Origin of the sequence: Methanobrevibacter sp. DSM 116169 (assembly GCF_046197865.1) — an archaeon.
Classification (GTDB): Archaea; Methanobacteriota; Methanobacteria; order Methanobacteriales; family Methanobacteriaceae; genus JAHKLT01.
In genome coordinates this window covers 1293347-1319052 of the sequence record NZ_CP166990.1, presented here as the reverse complement: position 1 = coordinate 1319052, position 25706 = coordinate 1293347, and the positions used below count along the sequence as shown (strand labels likewise).

Here is a 25706-nt window from a genome sequence, read left to right as displayed (position 1 = left end):
TTAATTTTTACTAGAAAACAATGTTTTAGCTATGATTAAAGAGAATAAGATTAAAAATAAGATTAAAATTAAAACCATATACAAATTTACACTAAGAGTATAATTCATAGCTTGTGTTAAATAATAAATTTGCACATAAGTTAAAAGATAACCTAATATTGAACCTGCTAAAACTTGAGTTAATGTATGTTTTTTTAAAATTAATCTGCTCCACATAATTATAGGTGTAATAAATCCTAAAATAAAAAATAAGGGATTTACAAACATTAATGCAGTTATAGGTCCTGCAATTCCCATGGAATGAACACTAATTTTCCATTTTAAATTTATAAAAAAGACAATTAAAGTATTTAAACCATAACAAAACATTAAAGATATAATAATTGGATTTATAGATAATAACCATAATATAATAGCTCCAATAAAATATATAATTGATATAATAAGTAAAGGAATATTTCTATGCTCTTTAATTGTATAATCTTTATCGACTTTTTTTATTTTACTCCAAATTAAAATTAAAAGCATGGGAATAATTGTTCCAAACAATAAACAAATTATTTCTGAATTTAAAAAATTATTGTTATTTAGTAAAATATTTAAAATTAAAAATACAGGTATAGCTATAAAAGGTGCTTCAAATATTCTAGATATTATTTTTGCAAATAACTCTCTATTATAGCTTATTTCATGATTCATAATAAACTCTCAATTTTTACTTTTAAAAATTAAATGTTCTAATAATAAAACAATCATTACTCCCATTACAAAAGAATTTCCAAGTATTGGCCTAAGAAGTAATGGTAGCTCTGCAAGTAGTGTTTCAGGTAAAAATGCAATAAGTGTAGCCATAAGAATAGGTAATCCGACTATTATTCCATCATCCATATTTTTAAATGAATTATTTTCTTTTGCCATCATTAAAGATGCTCCAATTTGAGCAGTCATAATATAAATTAAAACTACTGCAATTACTGGTGAAGGCACTGCACTTATTATAGCTATTAATATTGGTGAGAAAGCAAGAACTATTAAAATAGCTGCTGTAACATATAATGGATATCTAGATGCAGATTTTGTTGCAGCTATTACACCTGGAGTCATAGAATAATTTACAGGACCAATAACACCTATAATTCCTGAGAAGATATTCATTATTCCTGTTATCCCAACACCTTTTTTAATTCTCTTTTCTTTATTATCTATTTTCGTAATTGAACTTGTAGCTTGAATAGATCCAATATCATTAATAGATAATGCTAAAAAACAGATTAAAAATGCTAAAACAGTTCCTATATCGGGAATTGTTAATTGTAATTTAATAGCTGGAAGAGCTATTGCACTTAAATTAAAATTTCCACTAAATGAAGGCGTAAATATTAAATAATAAGCTATCGTTCCTATAATTATTATAAATAATGAAATAATTGCATTCCAAAGACCTTTCAAATGTTTATGGCATATGAATATTATAAATAAACTTACTAGAAGAAATATGAAATTTAAAGAAGATGATACTCCATTATTTGTAATTATTAAATCTAATATCGTTGGTGTTAATGTAAAAGCTATTAAAAGAAGTATAACTATTATGACTTTTGTTGTAAAAAGTTTTGCAAAATATTTTAAAGCACCACTAAAAGCAATAATAGCTAAAAAAGCCCCACCAATAATTACCGAGGAATTTATTGAAGCTATTCCTTGATCCATTGTCCCAAGAACTGCTATAAGTAGCACTGTTGCAGGACCTAATATCGTTGGAAGTTTGTGTCCAAATTTTATTTGTAGTAACAATGCAATTCCAATCATTATAAAAAGACTTTGAATATAGCTTACTGTATTAGTACTTGGGAAAATATTTCCTATAACATTTCCAATAACTAATATGATTGGTAAAGTAATTGCAAACCATTGAATTCCGTATAAAAGCATTTCCATTTTTGGAGGTATGTCTTCAACATTATACTTAAAATTCATACTTGATTATATGTTAAATAAAGCATTAATATTTTTCTATTTATTTTAAATTTATTCAATTTTTAGCTATTATTTTTTAATATGATTGAATTTAAGAAATTTATTAATATTCATAAAAATCATAGTAATAATTTTTTCTATGAGTAAATAGAAAGATTAATAATAACTAAGCGTTTATATATTATTATCCTCTACAAATTGAATATTATTTAGGGGATTTTATAGGTGATGAAAAATGTTTGATTTAACAGGTAGAGTAGCTGTTGTAACTGGTGCATCTTCAGGTATTGGTGTTCAATTTGCAAAAGCTTTAGCAGGTCAAGGAGCAGACTTAGTACTTCTTGCTCGTAGAAAAGAAAAATTAGAAACTGTTGCTGAAGAAATTAAAGCTATGGGATCTAAATGCTTAACTGTCAAATGTGATGTAACTGATACAGAACAAGTAAAAGATGCAGTTAAAGAAAGTGTTGATGAATTTGGAAAAGTTGATATTTTAGTTAACAATGCTGGTGCGGGTGGGGAAACTCATATTTTTGAAACCACTGATGAACAATGGGATAAAGAAATGGCCCTTAATTTAAAAGGCGTATTTGTTGTATCGAGAGAATTTGGAAAAGTAATGGCTGATAATAAATATGGTCGTATTATCAATATTGCTTCAATGTATGGTTTAATTGGTAGTGAAACTGGTGGAATTGCATACCATGCTAGTAAAGGAGGAGTAGTTAATTTTACTCGTGCTCTTGCAGCAGAACTTGCAAAATATAATATAACTGTCAATGCAATAGCTCCAGGATTTTTTGCATCAGAAGCTACAGAACACTTAATTGATGCTGAACCATTTAAAGAAATGGTTAAATCAATATGTCCTATAGGTTGTTCTGGTTGTGAGGGAGAATTAGCTCCTGCTTTAATATATTTAGCTTCAGATGAAGCATCATATTCAACTGGATCTATAGTTGTAGTTGATGGTGGTATTACAGCTATTTAATTTTTATTTTTTATAATTAGAAATTTTTTAATATAAAAAATGAAAATTTCATAGTTTTTTTTAAATATAATTAAATTAAAAAGTAAAAAAAGAAAAGAAGTTTAAACTTCTTTTTAAATTATTTTTTAGAACGTTTTAAAAGACCAACAATGGTTAATAAAGTTAATACTAATAAAGCTATAGGATTAGCAGTATTTAACATTTTAGATTCATGATTTGTTTTATTGGAAATAGAATCTTTTAAAACATTATTTTCTTTTGGTTCTTCAGGATTTATTGGAGGTTCTGGTTTTTCTGGATTAGTTGGAGTTTCTGGTTCTTCAGGTTTTGTTGGTTCTTCAGGTTCTTCAGGATTTATTGGAGGTTCTGGTTTTTCTGGATCAATTGGAGGTTCTGGTTCTTCAGGTTTTGTTGTAAATTCAATTGTTTGGTTAATATCATTTAAATCAGTATGATTTGCAACACTAGTTCCATTTTCATAAGTTAAATATTCAAATACAACTATAGATTGATTACCTAATTCACTTGCATCAAATACAAACACTAATTGAACAACACCATTTGTACTGTTTGCTGTAAAAGTTTTAGTTGCACTTACTTTAGAACCATTATAATATACATAGCTGCCGTTTTTATGCATCAAATAACCATTTACAACATAGGTTTGACCAACTGTCAAATTCCAATAATTTACATTATCAATTATTGTAATTATTCCTTCTGAAATAGCAGAACGATTACCTGTACCATTATTTATTGCATTAGTACTAATTCCAGGGATATTTGTTTCATTAGTTCCTGGAATATCAGTTTCATTGATATTATAGTTAAAAAATACTATATCTTGTTTAGTATGGGTTTTATTTAGACTTTGACCTAAATAAAAGTTAAAAGTATATTTAGTTCCACTAGAATCTGTATAAGTATTATTCACGACATCATCAAGATTGTTAATCATAAACATTACATCATTTTTAACAGCATCAGATGAACCATTAAATTGTGTGGTATGGCCGTTTAAAACCCAAATAGCTATTTGGATATTACCTGCTCGCCAATTGCTCATGTCTGAGCGATGATATTTTGTAATTAATTTTTTAATATCTTGAGAAATTTGATTACTGTTGTCTTTAGAAATTACATATGATTCATTAGAATATCTTCCTGGTGGAGTTTCATTTGCTTCTAGACAATATCCTTCATAATGATTTCCATCATCATCACTAGCATGATATCCACTATTAAAACCAGGATTAAATCCATCTATAGTTACATTATTATCTGCAGCATTTGAAACATTAATAGTACACATACAGCATAATATTATTGCAAAAATAGATATTAATAATATTTTATTTGTTTTTAAATTTATTAAAATGTTTTCACTCCCTTGAAACTTTTAATTTTTGTTATGTAAATTTGATATTTCGTAATAATTTTTTTTTTATTAATTTGCCATATTTTTAAAATTCACATATCATTAAACTATCCTCTCCTTATAGTATTAGTAAAATATTAGTTTGTAATAATATAAATAGTTTATTATTTTACCAACAATTTATTAAATTTATTTTTAAAAATATAATATTAATCTGGAAAAAAAAACTTTAAAATGTTTAAAATAAGTAAAAAATTAAAATAAACAAATTTTTTAATTATTAATGACATAATATTAACTATAAATTTTTAAGGGATAATATGAAAATTAATAAAAACATTGAAAAATCAAATTTTTATGGAGATTTAATTTTTAGCACAGATTATTGGGGATTATTTTTAGCTCCAGATCAAACATATTTAGGAACATGTGTTTTAATTTTAAAAAGAGATTGTACTGGGCTTCGTAATCTTAAAAAAAAAGAATGGATTGAATTTAATGAACTTGTTAAAACTATTGAATTAGGATTTATGGATACATTTGATGTTACATTATTTAATTGGGCGTGTGCAGCTAATTTAGCATTTAGAGATAATGAAACTCATATTAAACCTCAAGTTCATTGGCACATGCATCCAAGATATAAAAATCCTGTAATCTTTAATGGTTTAAAGTTTATTGATGAAAATTTTGGATATGCTCCTCGCCCAAGTTCAAAAAAACTTGAAGATGATTTAAGAAGAAAAATTATTGAAAAAATAAGAGAAAATTTTTAAGAACCTATAAGTTAAATTATTAAACTTAATAAAACTGCTATAATAATTTAATAAAAATATACTTTTTGACAATATTTAATTAATTTTATTAAATTATTTATTTTATTCAAAAATCCAAAAATATTTATATTATTTATTATATACTATATAATGGAGTTGATATTTGAAAGTTAATAATTTTGAAATATTAATAAGTAATTTGTAAGAAAAATTTCCTTAATGTTCAATAAATTATTATTGGCATTGATTTAAAATTAATAAATTTCAAAATAATTTTCTAAAAATTAACTAGTGTCTAAATATTCTTTAGAGTTTATTTGGGTACATTTATTTTATAACACATTTTATTTCTGTTATATCAGTTGTTTTGAAATTTATTAATTTTTTAACAGGTGATAATATGTTAAAAAATTTAAATATATCTAAAGCATTTTTAATATCTTTTTTAATGATATTAATGTGTTGTGTCTGCACAATTGATGTTTCAACTGCTGCAGATATTAATGTGACTGTTGATGGTTATAATCCAGGTTTCAATAGTGGATATGGTGCTGTCGATAGTAATGGGGATCAATATTTAGGATATTGTCTTCATGCAAATCAAACTCCTCCAGGTAGATTTTCAGATGAACCTTATGTAATATCTGAAGATAATAGTAATCAAATAAGTCAGGACATAAAAAATTTAATTACTAAATATCATCGTGATGATATGGGTAATGTAAGAGCAACTAATCTTCAATTAGCTGTTTGGGTTTTAAATAATCACACTACTCAATTTGATGGATCTTCTGATGAAGTTAAAACAGATGTAATGTTCATGATTAATAACCTTGATAGGGTTGTAAATAATACTTATACAGATTCTGATGGAAATACATTTAAATTTACTTTTTATTTTGGTGAAAGCCTAAATGAATCTAATCATAAACAAGACATTGTTTTTTTCAAATATACTAAAAATGAATTTGGAACACCATCTATAGCTACTAGTGCAATAAATGATATTACAGGAGATAGGTTTGCTGTTGCTGATGGTGTTGTTACTATTGTTGATACTGTTAGTTATTGGAATTTGACTGTTGGTCAATTTTATGTGATTAATGGTTTTTTAATGTATAAAAATGGTAGTAATGTTATGCATAATGGTAATAAAGTTGTTGCTTCTGAAACTTTTTCTCCAGGTAGTAGTGATGGTTCTATTAATTTGACTTTTGTTTTTGATGCTACTGGTTTTGGTAATAGTTCTGTTGTTGTAGTTGAGTATTTAACTTATGATAATGGTACTGCTGTTGCTGAACATGCTGATTTAAATGATCCAAAACAAACAATTGTTTTAACAGAAGTTCCTATTAGTGGCGTTCCTGGTATTTCTACTAGTGCTATTAATGGAGGATCTGGTGACCGTCTTGCTGTTGCTGATGGTGTTGTTACTATTGTTGATACTGTTAGTTATTGGAATTTGACTGTTGGTCAATTTTATGTGATTAATGGTTTTTTAATGTATAAAAATGGTAGTAATGTTATGCATAATGGTAATAAAGTTGTTGCTTCTGAAACTTTTTCTCCAGGTAGTAGTGATGGTTCTATTAATTTGACTTTTGTTTTTGATGCTACTGGTTTTGGTAATAGTTCTGTTGTTGTAGTTGAGTATTTAACTTATGATAATGGTACTGCTGTTGCTGAACATGTTGATTTAAATGATCCAAAACAAACAATTGTTTTAACTGAAAAACCAGTTGAAAAAATTCCAGACATTGGTACTAATGCTAATGATAAAGAAACTGGTGGAAAAAATATAGTTGCTAATGGTACAGTAACTATTATAGATACAGTCAAATACACAAATTTAGTAGTTGGCAATACTTATGTTCTTAATGGTATTTTAATGGATAAATCAACTAATCAACCATTACTTATTAATGGTAAAACAGTTACAGCAACAAGAACATTTGTTGCTCAATCTATTAATGGACTTATTAGTTTAGAGTTTGTCTTTGATGCTAATTTATTATCTGGAAAAACAATTGTTGTTTTTGAAAAATTATATCATAATGGAGTTATGATTGCTGCTCATGATGATATTAATGATATAGATCAAACAATAGTCTTCACTCCAAATAAACCAGACGAACCTGATGAACCAGACGAACCTGATGAACCAGACGAACCTGAAGTGCCTGATGAACCAGATCAACCTAATGTACCAAACGAACCTAATTATCCAAATGATAATACAGAGCATCCATTTACTAGTAGTGCTAAAATGTTAAGTACTGCTAATCCAATTTTTGTATTATTACTTGCTTTATTAAGTATGATAGGATGCTTTGGTTATAGGAAAAAATAATATTAATTGAGAATTTAAATTAAAATTCTCTTTTTTCTTTTTTTTACAGAATTAATTTAATTATTTAAAATAAATTATATTTCAATAAATTTAGAAATAATTATAAAACTTCAAGAAAATTTCATAATTATCCAAACATTTATATGTTCAATTAGAAATAAAATCTATTAATTTTAAAATGTTAACGGTGAAATTATGAAAAAAAATATTTTTCCTTTTACAGCTATTGTTGGTCAGGAAAAAATTAAAAAAGCTCTTATTTTAAATGCAATTAATCCTTCAATTGGAGGGGTTTTAATTAAAGGAGATAGGGGAACTGGTAAAACAACTGCTGTTAGAGCTTTAGCTAATCTACTTCCAGAAATTGAAGTTGTAAAAGACTGTATTTTTAATTGTGATATAGATACATATAAAGAATTTGAATTTGATGAAGGTAAAAACAACATAGAAACAATCAAAAAATCAATGGAAGTAGTTGAACTACCACTAGGAGCTACAGAAGATAAAGTTGTAGGTTCATTAGATATTGAAAAGGCTTTAAAAAGTGGAATTAAAGCATTAGAACCAGGATTACTTGCAAAAGCAAATCGTAATATTTTATATGTTGATGAAATTAATTTACTTGATGATAACTTAGTTGATATTTTACTTGATGCAGCTGCATTTGGAATAAACACAATAGAGCGAGAAGGAATTTCACTTTCACATCCATCAAAATTTATATTAGTTGGAACTATGAATCCTGAAGAAGGAGAACTAAGGGGTCAGCTATCAGATAGAATAGGTCTTAAAATAGATGTTGGAGCAATAAATAATATTAAAGATAGAATTCTTATAATGGCAAGAAGAGAAGAGTTTGAAAAAGATCCTAAAAAATTCATTAAAAAATTTGATAATAATGAAAAAGAACTTCAAAATAAAATTTTAAAAGCTCAAAAAATCTTAAATGATGTGGAAATTGATTCAAAACACTTAGAGATAATAGCTAGAATCACTTTAGAGCTAGATATAGAAGGCCATAGAAGTGATATTTTTATTTTAAAAACTGCAAAAACAATAGCAGCATATAATGAAAGAGAATCAATTAATGATTCAGATTTAGAAGAAGCTATTGAATTAGTTATAGGGGAAAATGTTTTACTTTCTAAGCGAATGAAATCTATTAAACAAGAAATGGATAAAGAAAATAATCAAATGGAATTAAATAAAGATATCTCTCAAGAGGTTGATATGGATGATATCGAACAAAATGAAGAATCTGAATTTAAAATAATTGATGATGAAGGTTCAAAAATTAATGAAGAAGAAAAATCAGAAAATTTTACAGAATCAGATGAGGAAGGGAAGATTGATATAAAAAACTAATGAAAATGGAAGGTAAAAAAAGAGATAAACAATATGGAAAAAGAGTTAAATCTAAATCAATGAAAGGTAAATATATTAAAAGTAAAATACCTAAGAATTCTTTAAGTGATATAGCTATTGATGCAACTGTAAGAGCATATGCTTTAAAAGAAAATAATAAAGAATCATTACATATTAAAAAAGATGATTTAAGGCAAAAAATAAGAAATAATGGTGCTAAATTATCAATAGCTTTAATAATTGATTTAAGTGAATCAATGTCAAGTGATGAAAAACTTAAACAAGTAAAATTAATTTTAAAAAAAATAATTAATAATGCTCAAGTAAATAGGGATAAAATAGCTGTAATAGGTTTTAAAGGTACAGATGCAGAAATTATAATTCCAAGTACAATAAGGCCCAACTCTTTTTTAAATAAACTTAAAAATATAACTGTTGGAGGAACAACCCCAATTGCAGATGGCCTTATTAAAGGATTAGAAATTTTAAAAAAGGATATTAAAAGTAATGATTTCATTCCAATGGTCATGCTTTTATCTGATGGTGTAACAAATGTGGGTGTATCTTCAAAAGATAATTTTGGACTTAAATCAGGTTTTAAAACTAATAAAAAAAGAGAACAAAATCCAATAAATGATGTATGGGATATAGCTGATGAAATAGCTAGACAAGATATTCATACTGTAATTGTAAACTTTAAAAAAGAAGATAATAAAGGTTGGAGTGTAAATAAACGATTAGCTAGTATTACAAATGCAAAATTTTATGATTTGGAGCAACTTGATGATTTAAGTGACGATTTATCAAGCGATGCAATTGATTCTATTTTATCTTATGAAAGAGAAAATATTTAATGATTTTTATGGAAAGGAAAAACAAAGGGAGGTATTGTCCTACTTGGGGAACTTGGGTATATGGAAATATGAAAAATAGATTTTTAAAAAAGAATTTGAAGAAAAAAGAATAGCTATTCATGTCTTAGAGATTCTGTAACTGGAATTTTAGTGGCTCTTCTTGCAGGAAATATTCCTCCAATTATTCCTACAATAATTGAAACTAAAATAGCTAATAAAAATGATTCTGCTGTATAATATGGAACTATTTCGGCTATTATTCCTAATCTGTAAATAAATTCTACAAGAATCACTCCTAATATTGAACCAATTAAAGCACCAATTAAAGTTAATACAACTGATTCTCCTATTACCATTATTAATATTTTTTTATTAGACCATCCTACTGCTTTTAGAACTCCAATTTCACGAGTTCTTTCATAAACATTACTTAACATGGTATTTACTATACTAATTGCACCAACCAATAAAACGAGTAATGTAATTCCTAATTTAGCTCCTAAAAACATATTATAAATAGTGTTTACGCTACTAATATCGTTTATTGTAGTAATTATTGTAATTTTATCTCCATATTCACTATCAATTTCATTTGTGATTTGTTCTAAGTTATTAACATCATTTACCTTAACAAAAAGCATTGTAGCATTATTATTTGTACTATTTGTAATTGTTTCTAAATTATTAAAAGATGTAAATCCATAAGAATCTAGAAGAGTCCCACTTTCGAAAATTCCAGTAATTTTATAACTAATATTATTTATTTTAATGTTATCATTTATTTTTAGATTTTTAGAATTTGAACATAATTTCCCAATAATTATTTCATTTTGATTTGAATCAAACATCTTTCCTTCAATTATTTTAAAATTTAAGTCATTTAAATCATTAATATTAGATCCATATAAGTATAGGTTATTATTTTCTTTAATTGGAATTTTTATCTCAGAAATTCCTATAATATTAGCTATTCCCTCTGCTTTGTTAATATTATCAATTAAAGAATCATCAATTATATTACTAGTTGAATTTTTATTCATTATCATAAAATCTGAATTTCCAGTGTTTAATGTTTCATCAACAGTATGAACTAAACCATCTGTTATTGCTCCAAGTGATATGATTAATGAAATAGTTATTGCAATACTAAAAATAGATAAAATTGCTCTAGTTTTATCTCTAAATGGATTTTTGATAATGAATTTTAAAAACTTCATTTTATTACCTAAATTATATTTTATTTTTACTTTTAAAAAAACTTAATTATTATATTTTAAAAATAAATTTATTTAATTAAACTTTAATTTCTCTTAAAACTAGCTATTTTAAATATTTTTAAAAACAAATATTATATAAACAAACTAATTTTTAAGAGCTTTTTAAAATGATTTTAGAAGATGTTTTTTCATTAATTAATGAACAAAAAGATTTTTTCCTAGATTTAACAATCCAACATTTAGAAATTTCTTTAATAGCTATTATTTTTGCTGTTATTATTGGATTAGTTTTAGCTATTATTGTAAATGAGTATAAAAGAAATAAATGGATTTTAAGTCTTATAAACTTTGTTTATACTATTCCATCTATTGCACTTTTTGGATTTTTAATACCTTTTACTGGAATTGGAGATTTTAGTGCTATAATTGCACTAATTGTTTATGCATTACTCCCTATGGTTAAATCAACTTATAGTGGCCTAGAAAATATTGATAAAAGTATTGTTGAAGCTGCAGAAGGTATGGGTAGTACAAAGTTTCAGCTATTATATAAAATAAAACTTCCTTTAGCTTTACCTCATATTATATCAGGTATTAGAACTATGGTAGTTATGACAATAGCTTTAACAGGAATAGCTGCATTTATTGGTGCAGGTGGTTTAGGGGTTGCAATTTATCGAGGAATAACAACTAATAATATGTCTATGACTCTTGCAGGAAGTATTTTAATAGCTCTTTTAGCTATTGTAGTAGATTTTATTTTAGGTAAAATTGAAAAATTAACTAATTATGAGTCTAAAAGTAGATTTGCATTTAAAAATTTTAAATTTAATAAAAAAACTGTAATAGGAATTCTTATTATAATTATTGCAATATTTGCTGTTGGTCAATTTTACACAAGTTCTTCAGGAGATACAATTAGTGTAGCTACAAAGCCTATGACTGAACAATATATTATTGGAGCTATGCTTGAAGAGTTGATTGAACAAGACACAGATTTAAATGTGGAACTTACATCTGGTGTTGGTGGAGGAACAAGTAATATTCATGCAGGAATGTTAAAAGGAGAATTTGATCTGTATCCTGAATATACTGGAACTGCTTGGATGCAAGTTTTAAAAGAAGATGGTGTTTATAATGAAAGCTCTTTTGAAGATTTAAAATCAAAATATGATGAAGAATATAATTTTTCTTGGGTTGGAATGTATGGTTTTGATGATACTTATGGAATAGCTATTCATAAAGACCTTGCAGATAAATATGATATAAAAACATATTCAGATTTAGCAGAAATCTCAGATGAATTAAGTTTTGGAGCAGAATATGATTTTTATGAAAGAGAAGATGGATATGATGCACTGTGTGATGAGTATGGATTTAATTTTAAAGATACTACTGATTTAGATATTGGCCTTAAATACAATGCTTTAGAAGAAGGTAAAATTGATGTATTAGTTGTATATACTACTGATGGAAAGTTAGATAATCCTGATTTAGTTGTCTTAGAAGATGATAAACATTTTTATCCTTCATATGAATGTGGAAATGTAATAAGGCAAGAAGTTTTAAAAGAACATCCTGAGCTTAATGAAACACTTTTGAAATTTGAAAATTTAATTTCAGAAGAAGAAATGTCTAAAATGAATCATGAAGTTGAAATGGGTAAAAAAGACCCAGAAGATGTAGCTCATGATTTTTTAGTTAGTAAAGGACTTATTAAATAATTGAGGTTTTAAAATGGTAGCTATAATAAAATATGAAGATGTAGAAAAAAGCTATGATGATAATGTGATAATTCCTGATTTTAATTTAGAAATTAATGAGGGAGAATTTGTTACAATTATTGGAAGTTCAGGATCGGGTAAAACAACTATTTTAAAAATGATTAATGGACTTTTAAAACCTAATAAAGGAACTGTTTATGTAAATGGTAATGATGTAGCTGATGAAAATGTTATAAGTTTAAGGCGTAATATTGGTTATGCAATTCAGGGAAATGTTTTATTTCCTCATTTAACTGTTAAAGATAATATTTCTTATGTCCCTAATCTATTAAATAAAAAAGATAAAGAAAAAACTGAAAATGCAGTTAAAAAATGGATGAAAATTGTTGGTTTAGATGATGAGTTGTTAAACCATTATCCTCATGAGCTATCAGGAGGTCAACAACAAAGAGTTGGAATAGCTAGGGCTCTTGCTGCATCTCCAGAGATTTTATTAATGGATGAACCATTTGGATCAGTTGATACAATTACTAAAAAACAATTACAAAAAGAAATTAAACGTATTCATGATGAAACTAAAATTACTATTGTTTTTGTAACTCATGATATTGATGAAGCATTATCTTTAGGAGATAAGGTTTTAGTAATGAATGATGGCAAAATTCAGCAATATGGTACAAGTGATGAAATAAAAAATTCCCCTGCAAATAGTTTTGTTAAAGAGTTAATTGAAAATAAATAATTTTAATAAAACAACTATGAAGTTTATATTATTGAAATAAATGATAAAAATTCTGTTAAAAATAGCTATGAATATTTAAAAAAAGTTTTATTTTAAATAAAGGCAAGAGTTTTTTTAATTTCAAAAAACTCATATCCTATTTTCCAACAATGGACTAATAATAGTCTATTAAATATATAATTTAATTTTAGTATATAAAAATTTTGATTTTAAAAATGAGTATATAATAAGGGATGATGTATATTTCTATTTACTCAAGCAAGAAATAATTAAATAACTTATAAATCCCTAATTCACTCTCCTTATAATAACATAAGGAGTATGATTATAATATTAAAAATAAATTGGCTATTAAATTTATTATCTTAATCATTTTAACCATATTATTTAAAAAATAAATGAAAGTTTTTCATGAAATTAAGTTTGTTTATTTTTTTCTCAAATAAACAAACCAATATGCACAAGCAACAAAAATAGCTGCTCCTACAATATTTCCTAAGGTAACTGGTATTAAATTATTAAATAAGTCAATTATTGTAATATCTCCACCAAGTAACATAGCTATTGGGATAAAATACATATTTGCAACTGAATGCTCAAAACCAATTGTTACAAAAGCAGTTATTGGAAACCAAATTCCAAATATTTTGCCAATTATATCATCTGATGCAAATGCAAGGTAAACTGCAAGACAAACTAACCAATTACAACCAATTGCTCTTAAAAATGATTGGTCCCAAGAAAGAGCTACTTTTTTACTAGCTAGTGCAATTGCACCTTCTGCATATATTGGATCTGTCATGAGTCCAGTTAAATATGCCAAAAAGAATGCAACAAATATTGATCCAATAAAATTAAATATCCAACTTGTTGTCCAATTTCTAATAAGGCCTTTTATACTTGCTTTTTTTTCTAAAATTCCAAAAGTAAAATACATTATATTTCCAGTAAATAACTCTGCACCAGCTATTAAAACTAACATTAAACCAACTGGAAAAACACCAGCAAAGAATAATTTAACTAATCCTGCTGGAAAACCTGCATCTGCCATTCCTGCAGTTGTAATTTGTGCAAACATTCCTCCAAATGCAATATATGCTCCAGCTAAAAAAGCTAAGATAATTGTATTTATTAAAGGTGATTTATTTTTTATTGCTCCAGTTTCTACAATAGCTTTTGCAGTATCACTAGGCGTTTTATAAGAAGAACTCATTTTTTTAACTCCATAAAATTTTCAATGCTTTATTTTTATTAGAAAGTTTTAATATAAATATATTTCCTTTAAAAATTCTTTTTATAAGAAAATAGTTAAATCTTTTAGTAGATATACTGCTTAACTTATTAATAAATACTAAAAATAAATTGTCATGTAAAATAAATGTAGTAATGATATTTTAAAATGATATTTTTGATGTGAATTTATTAAATAATGTGTCATGAAAATAAGAATATGAGGTTTTGAGTTCATCGTTCATTACACACACCTTATTTTTTACATGCAATATTTAATTAAAAATCATCAAAATTCAGTTTTAAAATAATTAGTAATGATAATATGAAAAAATAATTTATAAAAAAATTAGATTTAATTGAACATTACCTCCCCTAATAATAAATTATTTGTATATGTATATATAAGTTTCTTTTAATTAAACATTTGATTTCATTTATATATTTTTATTAAAACAATTTGTTTAATTAGTTAATTATTAAATAAATTGATTATTGTTTAATATTTAACATTTTAATTGATTATTGTTTAATATTTTTTCGTGAATTATTTGTTAATAAATTTCTTTAATTATTGTTCGAATTATATAAAACTATTATTATTTATTTTAAAAATTAAAAAGAAAAACATATTAAATAATGTTATTATAATTCAATTATAGGTTATTATATGAATCAAAAGCAATTACATAAAGTTAAAATAACTGTATTAAAAACTAATTTTTTTGAGGATATTTCAAAAGAATATGGTGTAGATGGTTTAAGCTCATGTCCTATTAATAAAGAAGGAGATGTATTTTGCGTTGATTTAACAAAACCTGAAAGATTTTGTAATGGGGCATGGGAAGTTCTCTATCCTTATGTTTTAAAATTAGCGAGTGATGGGGAAAATGCATCATTTTTTAATGGAAATTGGATTAACAAACCAGGTATTGCAATTGTATCTTGCGGAGATGGTTTAAGACCAGTTATTTTTAAACTAGAAGCTACTGATATTCCTTTTAATTTAAAGTATCCTAAATAAATTTTTATTTTTCTGTAAACTATAAATATTATAAAAAACATAATTAGTTGTTATAGCAATAATTGTTATTACAATAATTTATTTATCTGATTTTTTATTAAACTTTTTTAGATTTTTTATTTAAATAGATTTTTGATAAAAAAAATAATAGTTGCAATATCAATTATTGTTATTCTAAATATTTATAAAAAAATTTTATTAAAGAGGAGAGGCTATGATAAAAATGAAAAACAAAATATTTTATGTTTTTTTATTATTTTTAGCTATTTTAATAATAAATTTACCAGTTATTAGTGCTACTACTTTTGATAATAGCAATTTAAAAGATGGTATACAAAATGTTATTTATTCAGAAGACACGATCATAGTTTCAGATGAAAATTTTAATAATTTATCAATTATTACATTTGCTGAAGATGCCTGTAACACTTTTAGTTTAGATGCTAAATTAACTGATGTATATGGTTTAGAATATAGCGAAATTACTTTTAATATTGGAGGTACTTTAAAAGTAGGAGTTATAGATTCAAATGGTATTATTGAAATTTCATATTATGGTGGGGAGAAAGGAGTATATGGGTTTACATTAATCTTTGTTTAAGATAATATTTATTTAAATTCATCTGATTATAATTTTATTATTGTCACTAGTAAATATTAAATTTCTTTATGATATCATAGGTTGGCTATTGCAGTTTTAATTTTAACATTATTTTTAATGTAAACCTTTTTTTATTATTAAAATCAAAGGTTAATTTATTCACTTTTTATTTTTTAAAAGGAGATTTTTATGAAGAGTATTTCTGAGTTTAGAAATGAAGAAGGATTACTGTGGGAAATTCCAAAAATTAAAGATTTACTTAAAAGTAATTTAGAAGCGGTTGTTAAAGAATATGATATTACTTTTGTACAATGGGCTATTTTAAGTAGAATTTATAAGAATAAAGGATGTAATCAAAAAACATTAGCTAATATGTCTTATAGAGATGGTGCAACTATTACTCGAATATTAAATTTTCTTGAAACTAGAGAATTTGTTAAAAGAGAAGCTTCTTCAAAAGATAAAAGAGAATTTTTAATTTATTTAACCCCTAAAGGTGAAGAAGTTTATAAAAATGTTGAAAGCGTAATTTTTGACTATAATAATAAACTTGAATCATTATTCGATGATGATGAGCTAAAAATTTTAAATTCATCTTTAAAAAAGCTATTTTTATATTTAGAATGATTAAAAAAAGGGTTTTAAAAATAAATTAATATTTGGTTTGATTTTATAGTAATAATATATTTTTCATGATTTAATTTAATATTTACTTATTCATTAGCTATTTTTTCAGATATTTTTGCAGCGTTTGTTTAAAAAATTATAAATATATAACGAACATTTATATATAACGAACAACATATATAATAGCGTTGATAAAAGTTCAACTTTTTAATTATTTAAAATTAAAGGGCTTTATCGATTTTTTTTTATTTGTTTTAATATGTGTAGATAAGGCCAAGGAGATGTTTAAAATGAGATTTTTAAAAATTTCATTATTTTTATTAGTCTTGATATCATTTGCAGGATTGGTCTCAGCTGATGATATGAATACTAATGATAATGAAATTAGTGATATTAGTGATTCTCAATATAATATATTAGCTGAAGAACACAATTTCACATGGCTAAAAAGCCAAATTGATGCTACACCAAATGGTGGAGTGATTGATTTAAATGGAGCAACTGTTAAGTACGATAATGAGCCTTCCTATACTGGAGGTATGATAATATTAAATAATAAAGTAATAACAATTCAAAATGGTATTGTTGATGGTGATAATTCTGCAAAAATTTTTAATGTAGCTAAAGGAGCTAGTTTAACATTAAATAACATTACTATGATTAATGGTTATACAACATCTACTTACTCTAGTTCTGGAATTACTAATAATGGTGGTACGGTTATTATTAATAGTGGTACTTATGCAAACAATAATGGTGGATCTGGTGCTGTAATATATAATAATGGTGGTACGGTTATTATTAATAGTGGTACTTATGCAAACAATAATGGTGGATCTGGTGCTATAATATATAATATGGGTACGGTCATTATTAATAATGGTACTTTTAAAGATAATACTGCATCATTAGGCGGTACTGTAATTTTTAATGCTGGAAGTACAAGTAATAGTGTCACAATAAATAATGGTAATTTTACAAATAATAAAGCAACAAAACAAGGTTCTATAGTTTATAGTCAACTTGCCCAACTCACAGTTAATGGAGGTTATTACTCTTATAATACAGCTGGAGATGATGGTGGTTTATTTTATAGTTCTGGTCCTGGTACAATATTAAATATTACAGGAGGTACGTTTTCTAATAATAAAGCTTCAAAACAAGGTGGTGCATTAATGACAGCATCAGGAGCTATATTAAATGTTACTGGAGGTACTTTTATTAATAATACTGCAACTGGTATTGGTGGTGCAATTTATTCTGTAAGTCCTGGTATTGCGACTATTTCTAATGCTGTTTTTATAAATAACACTTCACCACAAGGTGGTGCAATAGCTACAGCTACTCAAACTTTAATATCAAATTGTACATTTATTGGAAATGTTGCAAAAGGTACTGGTATTAATCTTAATGGTGGTGCATTACATATTAATCAAGTAAAAGCATTTGTAACAATTATTGATTCACAATTTATTAATAATTCTGCAAATAAAGGTGGAGCAATAAACATTGCTACTGGTGCAGTAGTTAATATTTCAAATAGCTTATTAGAATTTAATAAAGCTACTAATGGTGGTGCAATATATAATATTGGATCAACTCTTACAATTTTAAATGGGTCTTTTTTAAATAATACTCAAATAGGATCTTCAAAAACTGGTGCTGTTATTCATAATGCTGCTAATTCATTTTTAATTATAAATGGTGGTTTATTTGAAAACAACTCAGCAACAAGTACTGGTTCATCTGGTGTAATTTATAATACTGCTAATGCTACTATTAATGGAGGAACTTTTAAAGAAAATATAGCTAGTACTGGTGGAGCTATAAATAATTATGGTAATACAGCTTATCTTGAAATCAATGGTGGTAAATTTATTAATAACTCTGCATTAAATGCAAATTATGGTGGTGGAGTTATTTATAATGATTTTAATGGAAAACTTCTAATTACAAATGGTGAATTTATAGATAATAAAGCAAGTAATGGTGCTGTAATATATAATACAAATTCAATTGCAACCATTTCTGGTGGAACTTATACAATTAATGTTGCAACTGGATGTCAAAAAGGTGTTATACTTTATAATAACAAAGGAAATGTTATATATAAAAATACAATTGTAAATGACTATATAACAAGTGGTACAGGTTTAATTTATAATAATCTTAATTTAACCTTAGAAAATAATGTATTTAATAGTGTTATCACTGTCCCTATAATAAATAATGATAATAATGGTGTTTTATATTTAAATAAAAATACTATGGGTAGTAATAATATTGAAAAAATATTAAATAATGGTAAAATTACAAGTAATGTAACTTTAACTATTATGGATAATTCAACAGTTTATGGAGCTCCTGGAGCCTCTGTTAATTTAAATGCTACTTTAGAAGATGATAATGGAAATAGAATTGTAGGTCAAACAGTAACATTAACAAATCCATCATTAAGTAATATGCCAATAGCTAATTATAATAATGGTTTATATGAAACAACTGTTACAGTAAATCCTGGAAATTATTTAATTAGTGGTTATTATGCTGGTGGAAATAATTTAACTATTAAAACTGGTTTACTTCTTGTTAATAAAGAAATAATTGCATTAAATTATAATGAAAGTAATATGGTTTATAATGAAAATCAAACTATAGATATTTTTGTAAATAATGATGCAAGTGGCACTATAACTATTAATTATAATGGTAAAAATCAAACTGCAACAATCTCAAATGGTAAAGTTTCATTTAGTGATTTAGGATTAAATGCAGGGCCTCATGAAATTACAATTTCATATTCTGGTGATGATAAATATGATAGCTTAACTAAAAACATCACTGTTAATGTTTTAAAAGCTAATGTTACTTTAAACTATACTGAAAGTAATATGTACTATGGAGGAAACAAAACACTTGATATTTTTGTTAATGAAGATGCAACTAGATATATAACTATCCATTATGCAGATCAAACTCCAATGAAACTTATAGATAATGGACATATTAGTTTTTCTGATTTGAATTTAACTGTTGGAAAAAATATCGTTGTTATTGAATATTCTGGAGATGCTAATTATAATAGAAATATGACAATTATTTCTGTAGAAGTTTTAAAAGCAAATACTTCATTTACTTATGTTGATGATATGGTTTATAATGGAGATCAATCTTTAGATATTACTTTTAATGATAATGTTACAGGTAATGTAACTATTTATTATGATGGTAAAAATAAAACTGTAGCTATTTCTAATGGTAAAGTTGATTTTAATGATTTAGGTTTATCTGCAGGTAATCATGATATAACAGTTTCATATTCTGGTGATGATAATTATAATAATTTAACTAAAACTATTTTTGTTAATGTTTTAAAAGCTAATACTTCTTTTAGCTATGTTGATAATGATATGGTTTATAATGGTGATCAATCTTTAGATATTACTTTTAATGATAATGTTACAGGTAATGTAACTATTTTTTATGATGGTAAAAATAAAACTGTAGCTATTTCAGATGGTAAAGTTGATTTTAATGATTTAGGTTTATCTGCAGGTAATTATGATATTACAGTTTCATATTCTGGTGATAATAACTATAATACTTTAAATAAAGTGATTTCTTTAAGTGTAGCTAAAGCTAATATTACTTTTAACTATTCAACAGAAGATATGATTTCAAATAAAAATCAAACTATTGATATTTCTGTAGAAAATGATGCAAGTGGTACTATAATTATTAATTATAATGGTAAAAATCAAACTGCAACAATCTCAAATGGTAAAGTTTCATTCACTGATTTAGGTTTATCTGCAGGTAGTAATAATATAACTCTTGTCTATTCTGGAGATAATAATTATAATCCTAAAACTGAAACTATTAATGTAGATGTAATTAATGGTCAATTAAATACAAATATCACAATAAATAATCCTTCTGGTAAACCAGGAGAAGAAATAATTATTAATGGTACATTAACAGATGAAAATGGTCAAAATATAAATGGTAGTGTTATAATTACTTTACCTAATGGTCAAAATGTCACAGCTAATGTTGTCGATGGTAAATATAACTATATTTGGACTATACCTACTAATATTATTCCTGGTGATAAAAAAATTATAGCTACATATGATGGTAGTGATGATTATATATCATCTAGTGTTTCATCAATAATAACAGTCGAAAAATTAGATACAGATCTTAATATAAGTACAGAACTTAATGGTAAAAATTTAACTATTACAGTAAATGTTGATAAAAATGCAACAGGAAATATTACAATTAATATTGGTAATATAAGTAAAGAAGTTCCTATAATTAATGGAACTGCAACTACAACCGTTGATGATTTAGATTATGGAAATTATACATTAAATGTAACTTATTCTGGAGATGATTATTATAATTCAAAAAATAATTCAAGTACTGTAATAATTCCTTCAATTATTTTTAAAGCTTCAGATATTACTTTATACTACAAAAATGGCACAGGATTTATTGCTTATTTAATTGATAGTTTAGGTAATCCGATTATCGGTAAAACAATTTATATGGCTGTTAACGGAGTTACATATGAAAGAATTACAAATGAAAGTGGAATAACTAGATTAAATATTAATTTAGATCCTAGAAACTATACAATTGTAAGTGTTTATAATGAAACAGAACCATTAACAATTAATAATATTATAAATGTTTTACCTACAATTCAAGGTAAAGATGTAATTAAATATTATAAAAATGGTACTCATTTTTATGGAAAATACTTAGATGGTCAAGGTAAAGGAATAGCTAATTTAACTGTTCCATTTAATATCAATGGTGTATATTATGAAAGACTTACTAATTCAGATGGTGTTGCAGAATTAAAAATTAATTTAGATCCAGGTAAATATATTTTAACAACAACTCATCCTAAAGATGGATTAAATATGTCATATACTGTTGAAGTTCTTACAACAATCTTTGGTGAAGACATTGTTAAATATTATAGAAATGGAACTCAATATAAAATAGAATTATTAGATGATTTAGGAGGACCTTTAAAAAATGCTCCAGTAGTTAGTAATATTAATGGTGTATTTTATACAAGATACACTAATGATAATGGTATAGCTACTTTAAATATTAATTTAGATCCAGGTGAATATATTTTAACAGCTGAACATCCAAATGGACTTAGAACATCTAATATAATTACAGTTTACTCTATTTTATATATTAATAATCTTGTTATGAGTCAAAATGATAGGAAATCTTGGGATATTAAAATAGTCGATGGTAATGGCAATCCTGCATCAGGTAAAACTGTTACAATTAATATTAATGGAGTATTTTATCAAAGAGTCTCAGATGCAAACGGTATAGCTAGATTAAATGTTAATTTAGACCCTGGTAATTACATTGCAACAGCTTATTACGGCGACTATGAATTATCTAGTAGAATAATCATATATTAAATTTTAAAGACTCATTTTGAGTCTTTTTTTTCTTTTTTTCAAGAACCCATATTATATATTAAACCTATTGCCCTACTTTCACATAATATATATGCAGGAATTACAAAAAACATTCCAATAGCTATGTAAAATAATATTACAGCATGTCCAGGTATTAAAAATCCAGTAATTGCAATTAAATTAATAAGTATTTGTCCTACTAAAAATATTAAAATTAAAATACCTATGAATGTTATTATAAGTAATATAATAAATTTAAGATAGTTTATTACTTCTACATTTTTTATAATTTTTATAATTTCTTTTATTTTAAAAGCTGATTTTAAAGATCCATTATTATTAATCATAATTGGAATTGCAACACTTATAAATAAAAATGAAATAAATGAAATTATAGCTAAAATTCCAATAAATTCTAAATTAAATTCAATTGTTGACATACCAGATGTTTCAACAATTCTTATAATAAAATCAATTGATGAAAGTAAGTATGCTGCAATAAATAAAGGGATTGAATAAATTAATGTAACTATTATTACTTTTATACCTTGTGATAAAAGTTCTTTTATATTTTTAAATGATGGTTTTTTTTTATTAAGATTAACCATGCTCTCTAAGCTAATTTCAGTAGTTCTATATGAATATCCTGCTAGAATAATGATGGGTATTATTAAAAAACTTAAAATAGATATTATTCCAAGGTTTAATATTTTTTTATCTTTTATAATATATCCAATCGAATCTTGATATATTTCGAAAATCATAGTTGTCATCTCTGTTTTATTAGTTAATCTTCGAGATCTTCTTTTTCAAAAGTAAAGACATCATGAATACTCTCTAAACCTAATAATATTGTTATTTTATATGCTAAAATTAGGGATGGATTATACTTTCCATTTTCTAAAGAATTAATTGTTTGTCTAGCTACTCCTGCTTTATCTCCAAGTTCTTTTTGAGTCATATTTAATTTTTGACGAAATTCTTTTACTTTGCTTTTCATGTTGGTCTATGTCATTATTATTTCAATAATATTTTAATCAGTATATTATATATTATTTATTATTTTAATTATTTTTTGACTAAACAACTTAGTTTTATTATATTTTTAGAAATTTTTTAAGTGAAGTATGTATATTTTTTTGAAAAATTTTATTTTTAAAATTTTATTCGTATATTTTAATATAAACGATATTCATGTTTTATAAAAATTAATTGTTCATATCTACTATTTTAAAATAAAAATATATAACATTCAACTAATATTTTTTAATTCTTATCATTTTTCAGATTTTTTAAATTTTTTGTATCATTATTATTTATATAGTATTAAAATTAATATTTGTATAACTAATAACACTTCGTATGATATAGAATAAAGTGTTATTTTTAAAACAAAATTTTAAAGTGATAAATATGAGATCTAGTTTTCCTAGGAAGATGTTAGCATTATTTACTGTTGTTTTCATTCTTGCCTATTTTACTTACAGAATACTATTCACTATCCCATTTGACTTAGGCATTCCAAATTTAGCCTTAGCAATACTATTTATAATTTGTGAATTTTTTGCTTTTTATGAAATTGTTACTACGATAGTCGAATCTAGCTTTTTTCCAAATAATAAAGAAAATAACAATGCTAAAGTACAAAAATATGAAATGGTTGATGTTTTAATAACCACTCATAATGAAGAACCAGAACTTTTACATAAAGTTATTAATGGTTTAAAAAGACAAACTTACCCTTCAAAATACATTAATATTTTTATTTGTGATGACGGTAAAGAAGATCATGGAATGGAAGAACTTTCCAAAAAGATGGATGTACAATATATTAGATTAAAAAATAATAATGAGCATAAAGCAGGAAATTTAAATAATGCTTTAAAAAATACTAGTGCTCCTTATGTCGTTACTGTTGATGCTGATATGATTGCTAATGAAAATGCAATTGAAGTATTAGTAGCTAATATTCAATTAGATGAAGAAGTTGCATTTGTACAATCTCCTCAAAGCTTTTATAATCCTGATTCTTTCAGATTTAATTACTATGCAGAAAATGATTTTCCAGATGAACAAGGATACTTTTTTAAAATATTAAATCCTTCTAAATCTGCATTTAATTCATCTTTATATTGCGGTAGTAATACTATTTTAAGACGAAAAGCTTTAGAAAGTATTGGTGGACTTCCAACATACTCTGTAACAGAAGATTTTGCAACAGCTACTGAAATGCAAAAGAAAGGATGGAAAAGTAAAGCAATTTCAAGAACTTTATTTAATGGACTTGCACCATATACTATATCTGAATTCATGAAACAAAGAAATAGATGGTGCAGAGGATGTTTACAAACATTAAAAAATAATAACTTTTTCATTACTACAAAATTAGGAGTTAAAAGTTTCTGTGATTGGTCAATTGTTAGTTATTGGATGAATTTCTTTGCAAGATTTGTTTTTTTATCATTACCACTCCTAGTAGTATTTGGTGGAATGATTCCAACGACCATTGATAATAAAGCTCTTTTAGCTCTTTGGTTTCCGATGTATATTTTAACATTACTTTCTACAAGAGTTTTAAGTAAGGGTACAAGATCTTTAGTTTATTCTGATGTTGTTGTTACAATTCAGGCTTTTAAATTAACAGAAGCTGTTCTTAAAGAATTAATTTCAATCCCTATTCCATTTGAAATTACAAATAAAAATAAACCTATTAGATTTAAACATTTTAGTCCTCATGGAATTCCTCATTTAATATATTTAGTTTTAAGTATTATTGCTTTAGCTATTTGTATTATAACTGGTGTTACTTATGGAATAACTATTGTTTGGTTAATTATGAATATAGGAATACTTGCTATGGCAGTTTTATTCTTTATTGAAAGAGAAGATAAATATTATGAAGATATTTTCCCACTTAGTGAAGATGTTGTAATTAACGGTGAAAAATATAATACAAAATTTTTATCAGATAGTGGATTATATATTAATCATAAATTCAATAAAGATGAAATACTAAACATTGAACTTTCTGGAGTTAATTATAAAGGAAAAGCAAGTTCTGTTGAAGATGGTTTAAGTTATATTAAATTGGATTTTGCAGATGAAAAACAATTTGAAGATCATCTCTTTTTAGTATATAATAGAGAGAATTTCTTTAAAACAGAAGCAAGTTTAGATGTTGTAAAAGTATTTTTAAATGCATTGTCTATTAACTTTAATTTCTTAAAAGGAAAAGCTAATAATACTATCTTTAAAATGAAATCAACTGAGGATAATGGATTATATTTCTCTTTTAAAAATGCTTTCTTGTTTTGTGCAGGTATTGTAGCAATATCTTCATTAGTCTTATTTACAATAGCTGTTTAAAATGATTAATTAATAATTATTC

General features: G+C 25.0%; 19 protein-coding genes. 12 read left to right on the top strand and 7 right to left on the bottom strand.

The window, feature by feature from the left end; all coding sequences use genetic code 11:
- Window positions 1-699: a PAP2 family protein gene (locus tag ACA134_RS06430; RefSeq protein WP_409199597.1), complete on the bottom strand. Its 699-nt coding sequence runs from the start codon at window positions 697-699 to the stop codon at window positions 1-3.
- A 9-nt stretch (window positions 700-708) separates the two neighbouring features.
- The gene (locus ACA134_RS06425; protein WP_409199596.1) at window positions 709-1977 is read right to left on the bottom strand and encodes a uracil-xanthine permease family protein; all 1269 of its coding nucleotides are present in this window, start codon (window positions 1975-1977) and stop codon (window positions 709-711) included.
- Window positions 1978-2212: 235 nt separating this feature from the next.
- Between ACA134_RS06425 and ACA134_RS06420 the strand changes: the two genes are divergently transcribed.
- Window positions 2213-2968 carry an SDR family NAD(P)-dependent oxidoreductase gene (locus ACA134_RS06420; protein ID WP_409199595.1) on the top strand — a complete coding sequence of 252 codons (756 nt, stop codon included), beginning with the start codon at window positions 2213-2215 and terminating at the stop codon, window positions 2966-2968.
- Between the two features lie 118 nt (window positions 2969-3086).
- Here ACA134_RS06420 and ACA134_RS06415 read toward each other — a convergent pair whose 3' ends face one another.
- On the bottom strand, window positions 3087-4280 hold the full coding sequence (locus ACA134_RS06415; RefSeq protein WP_409199594.1) for a VaFE repeat-containing surface-anchored protein: 1194 nt from the start codon (window positions 4278-4280) through the stop codon (window positions 3087-3089).
- A gap of 386 nt (window positions 4281-4666) precedes the next feature.
- Here ACA134_RS06415 and ACA134_RS06410 point away from each other — a divergent pair, with 386 nt between their 5' ends.
- The 4 genes from ACA134_RS06410 (at window position 4667) to ACA134_RS06395 (ending at window position 9691) form a co-directional block, all read left to right on the top strand.
- On the top strand, window positions 4667-5122 hold the full coding sequence (locus ACA134_RS06410; RefSeq protein WP_409199593.1) for an HIT family protein: 456 nt from the start codon (window positions 4667-4669) through the stop codon (window positions 5120-5122).
- Between the two features lie 400 nt (window positions 5123-5522).
- Entirely contained in the window at window positions 5523-7472 is a 1950-nt protein-coding gene (locus ACA134_RS06405) for a VaFE repeat-containing surface-anchored protein (protein WP_409199592.1), read from the top strand.
- Between the two features lie 195 nt (window positions 7473-7667).
- Window positions 7668-8837: an ATP-binding protein gene (locus ACA134_RS06400; protein ID WP_409199591.1), complete on the top strand. Its 1170-nt coding sequence runs from the start codon at window positions 7668-7670 to the stop codon at window positions 8835-8837.
- The gene (locus tag ACA134_RS06395) at window positions 8837-9691 is read left to right on the top strand and encodes a vWA domain-containing protein (RefSeq protein WP_409199590.1); all 855 of its coding nucleotides are present in this window, start codon (window positions 8837-8839) and stop codon (window positions 9689-9691) included. Before ACA134_RS06400 ends, ACA134_RS06395 begins: the two co-directional genes overlap by 1 nt.
- A gap of 113 nt (window positions 9692-9804) precedes the next feature.
- Here ACA134_RS06395 and ACA134_RS06390 read toward each other — a convergent pair whose 3' ends face one another.
- Window positions 9805-10908, bottom strand: a complete 1104-nt coding sequence (locus ACA134_RS06390; protein ID WP_409199589.1) for an ABC transporter permease — start codon at window positions 10906-10908, stop codon at window positions 9805-9807.
- Window positions 10909-11078: 170 nt separating this feature from the next.
- Here ACA134_RS06390 and ACA134_RS06385 point away from each other — a divergent pair, with 170 nt between their 5' ends.
- Both ACA134_RS06385 and ACA134_RS06380 read left to right on the top strand, forming a co-directional pair.
- Complete coding sequence (locus tag ACA134_RS06385) at window positions 11079-12632, top strand: glycine betaine ABC transporter substrate-binding protein (RefSeq protein ID WP_409201081.1); 1554 nt, start codon at window positions 11079-11081, stop codon at window positions 12630-12632.
- A 13-nt stretch (window positions 12633-12645) separates the two neighbouring features.
- Window positions 12646-13374 (top strand): ATP-binding cassette domain-containing protein, encoded by a 729-nt coding sequence (locus tag ACA134_RS06380; protein ID WP_409199588.1) that lies wholly within the window; start codon window positions 12646-12648, stop codon window positions 13372-13374.
- A gap of 427 nt (window positions 13375-13801) precedes the next feature.
- Here ACA134_RS06380 and ACA134_RS06375 read toward each other — a convergent pair whose 3' ends face one another.
- A complete protein-coding gene (locus tag ACA134_RS06375; RefSeq protein WP_409199587.1) occupies window positions 13802-14587 on the bottom strand; it encodes a formate/nitrite transporter family protein in 786 nt (261 codons plus the stop codon).
- A gap of 687 nt (window positions 14588-15274) precedes the next feature.
- Between ACA134_RS06375 and ACA134_RS06370 the strand changes: the two genes are divergently transcribed.
- The 4 genes from ACA134_RS06370 to ACA134_RS06355 all read left to right on the top strand — a co-directional run bounded on the left by ACA134_RS06370 (window position 15275) and on the right by ACA134_RS06355 (window position 22318).
- Window positions 15275-15628 (top strand): TIGR04076 family protein, encoded by a 354-nt coding sequence (locus tag ACA134_RS06370; protein ID WP_409199586.1) that lies wholly within the window; start codon window positions 15275-15277, stop codon window positions 15626-15628.
- Between the two features lie 214 nt (window positions 15629-15842).
- Complete coding sequence (locus ACA134_RS06365; RefSeq protein ID WP_409199585.1) at window positions 15843-16229, top strand: hypothetical protein; 387 nt, start codon at window positions 15843-15845, stop codon at window positions 16227-16229.
- A 189-nt stretch (window positions 16230-16418) separates the two neighbouring features.
- On the top strand, window positions 16419-16856 hold the full coding sequence (locus tag ACA134_RS06360; RefSeq protein WP_409199584.1) for a MarR family winged helix-turn-helix transcriptional regulator: 438 nt from the start codon (window positions 16419-16421) through the stop codon (window positions 16854-16856).
- A gap of 290 nt (window positions 16857-17146) precedes the next feature.
- Window positions 17147-22318 (top strand): beta strand repeat-containing protein, encoded by a 5172-nt coding sequence (locus tag ACA134_RS06355; RefSeq protein WP_409199583.1) that lies wholly within the window; start codon window positions 17147-17149, stop codon window positions 22316-22318.
- A gap of 38 nt (window positions 22319-22356) precedes the next feature.
- Here the strand turns inward: ACA134_RS06355 and ACA134_RS06350 are convergent, their stop codons facing one another.
- Complete coding sequence (locus ACA134_RS06350) at window positions 22357-23082, bottom strand: DUF4013 domain-containing protein (protein ID WP_409199582.1); 726 nt, start codon at window positions 23080-23082, stop codon at window positions 22357-22359.
- A 23-nt stretch (window positions 23083-23105) separates the two neighbouring features.
- Window positions 23106-23318 carry a helix-turn-helix transcriptional regulator gene (locus ACA134_RS06345; RefSeq protein WP_409199581.1) on the bottom strand — a complete coding sequence of 71 codons (213 nt, stop codon included), beginning with the start codon at window positions 23316-23318 and terminating at the stop codon, window positions 23106-23108.
- 413 nt (window positions 23319-23731) lie between these two features.
- Between ACA134_RS06345 and ACA134_RS06340 the strand changes: the two genes are divergently transcribed.
- Window positions 23732-25684: a glycosyltransferase family 2 protein gene (locus ACA134_RS06340; protein WP_409199580.1), complete on the top strand. Its 1953-nt coding sequence runs from the start codon at window positions 23732-23734 to the stop codon at window positions 25682-25684.
- Window positions 25685-25706 lie beyond the last annotated feature (22 nt).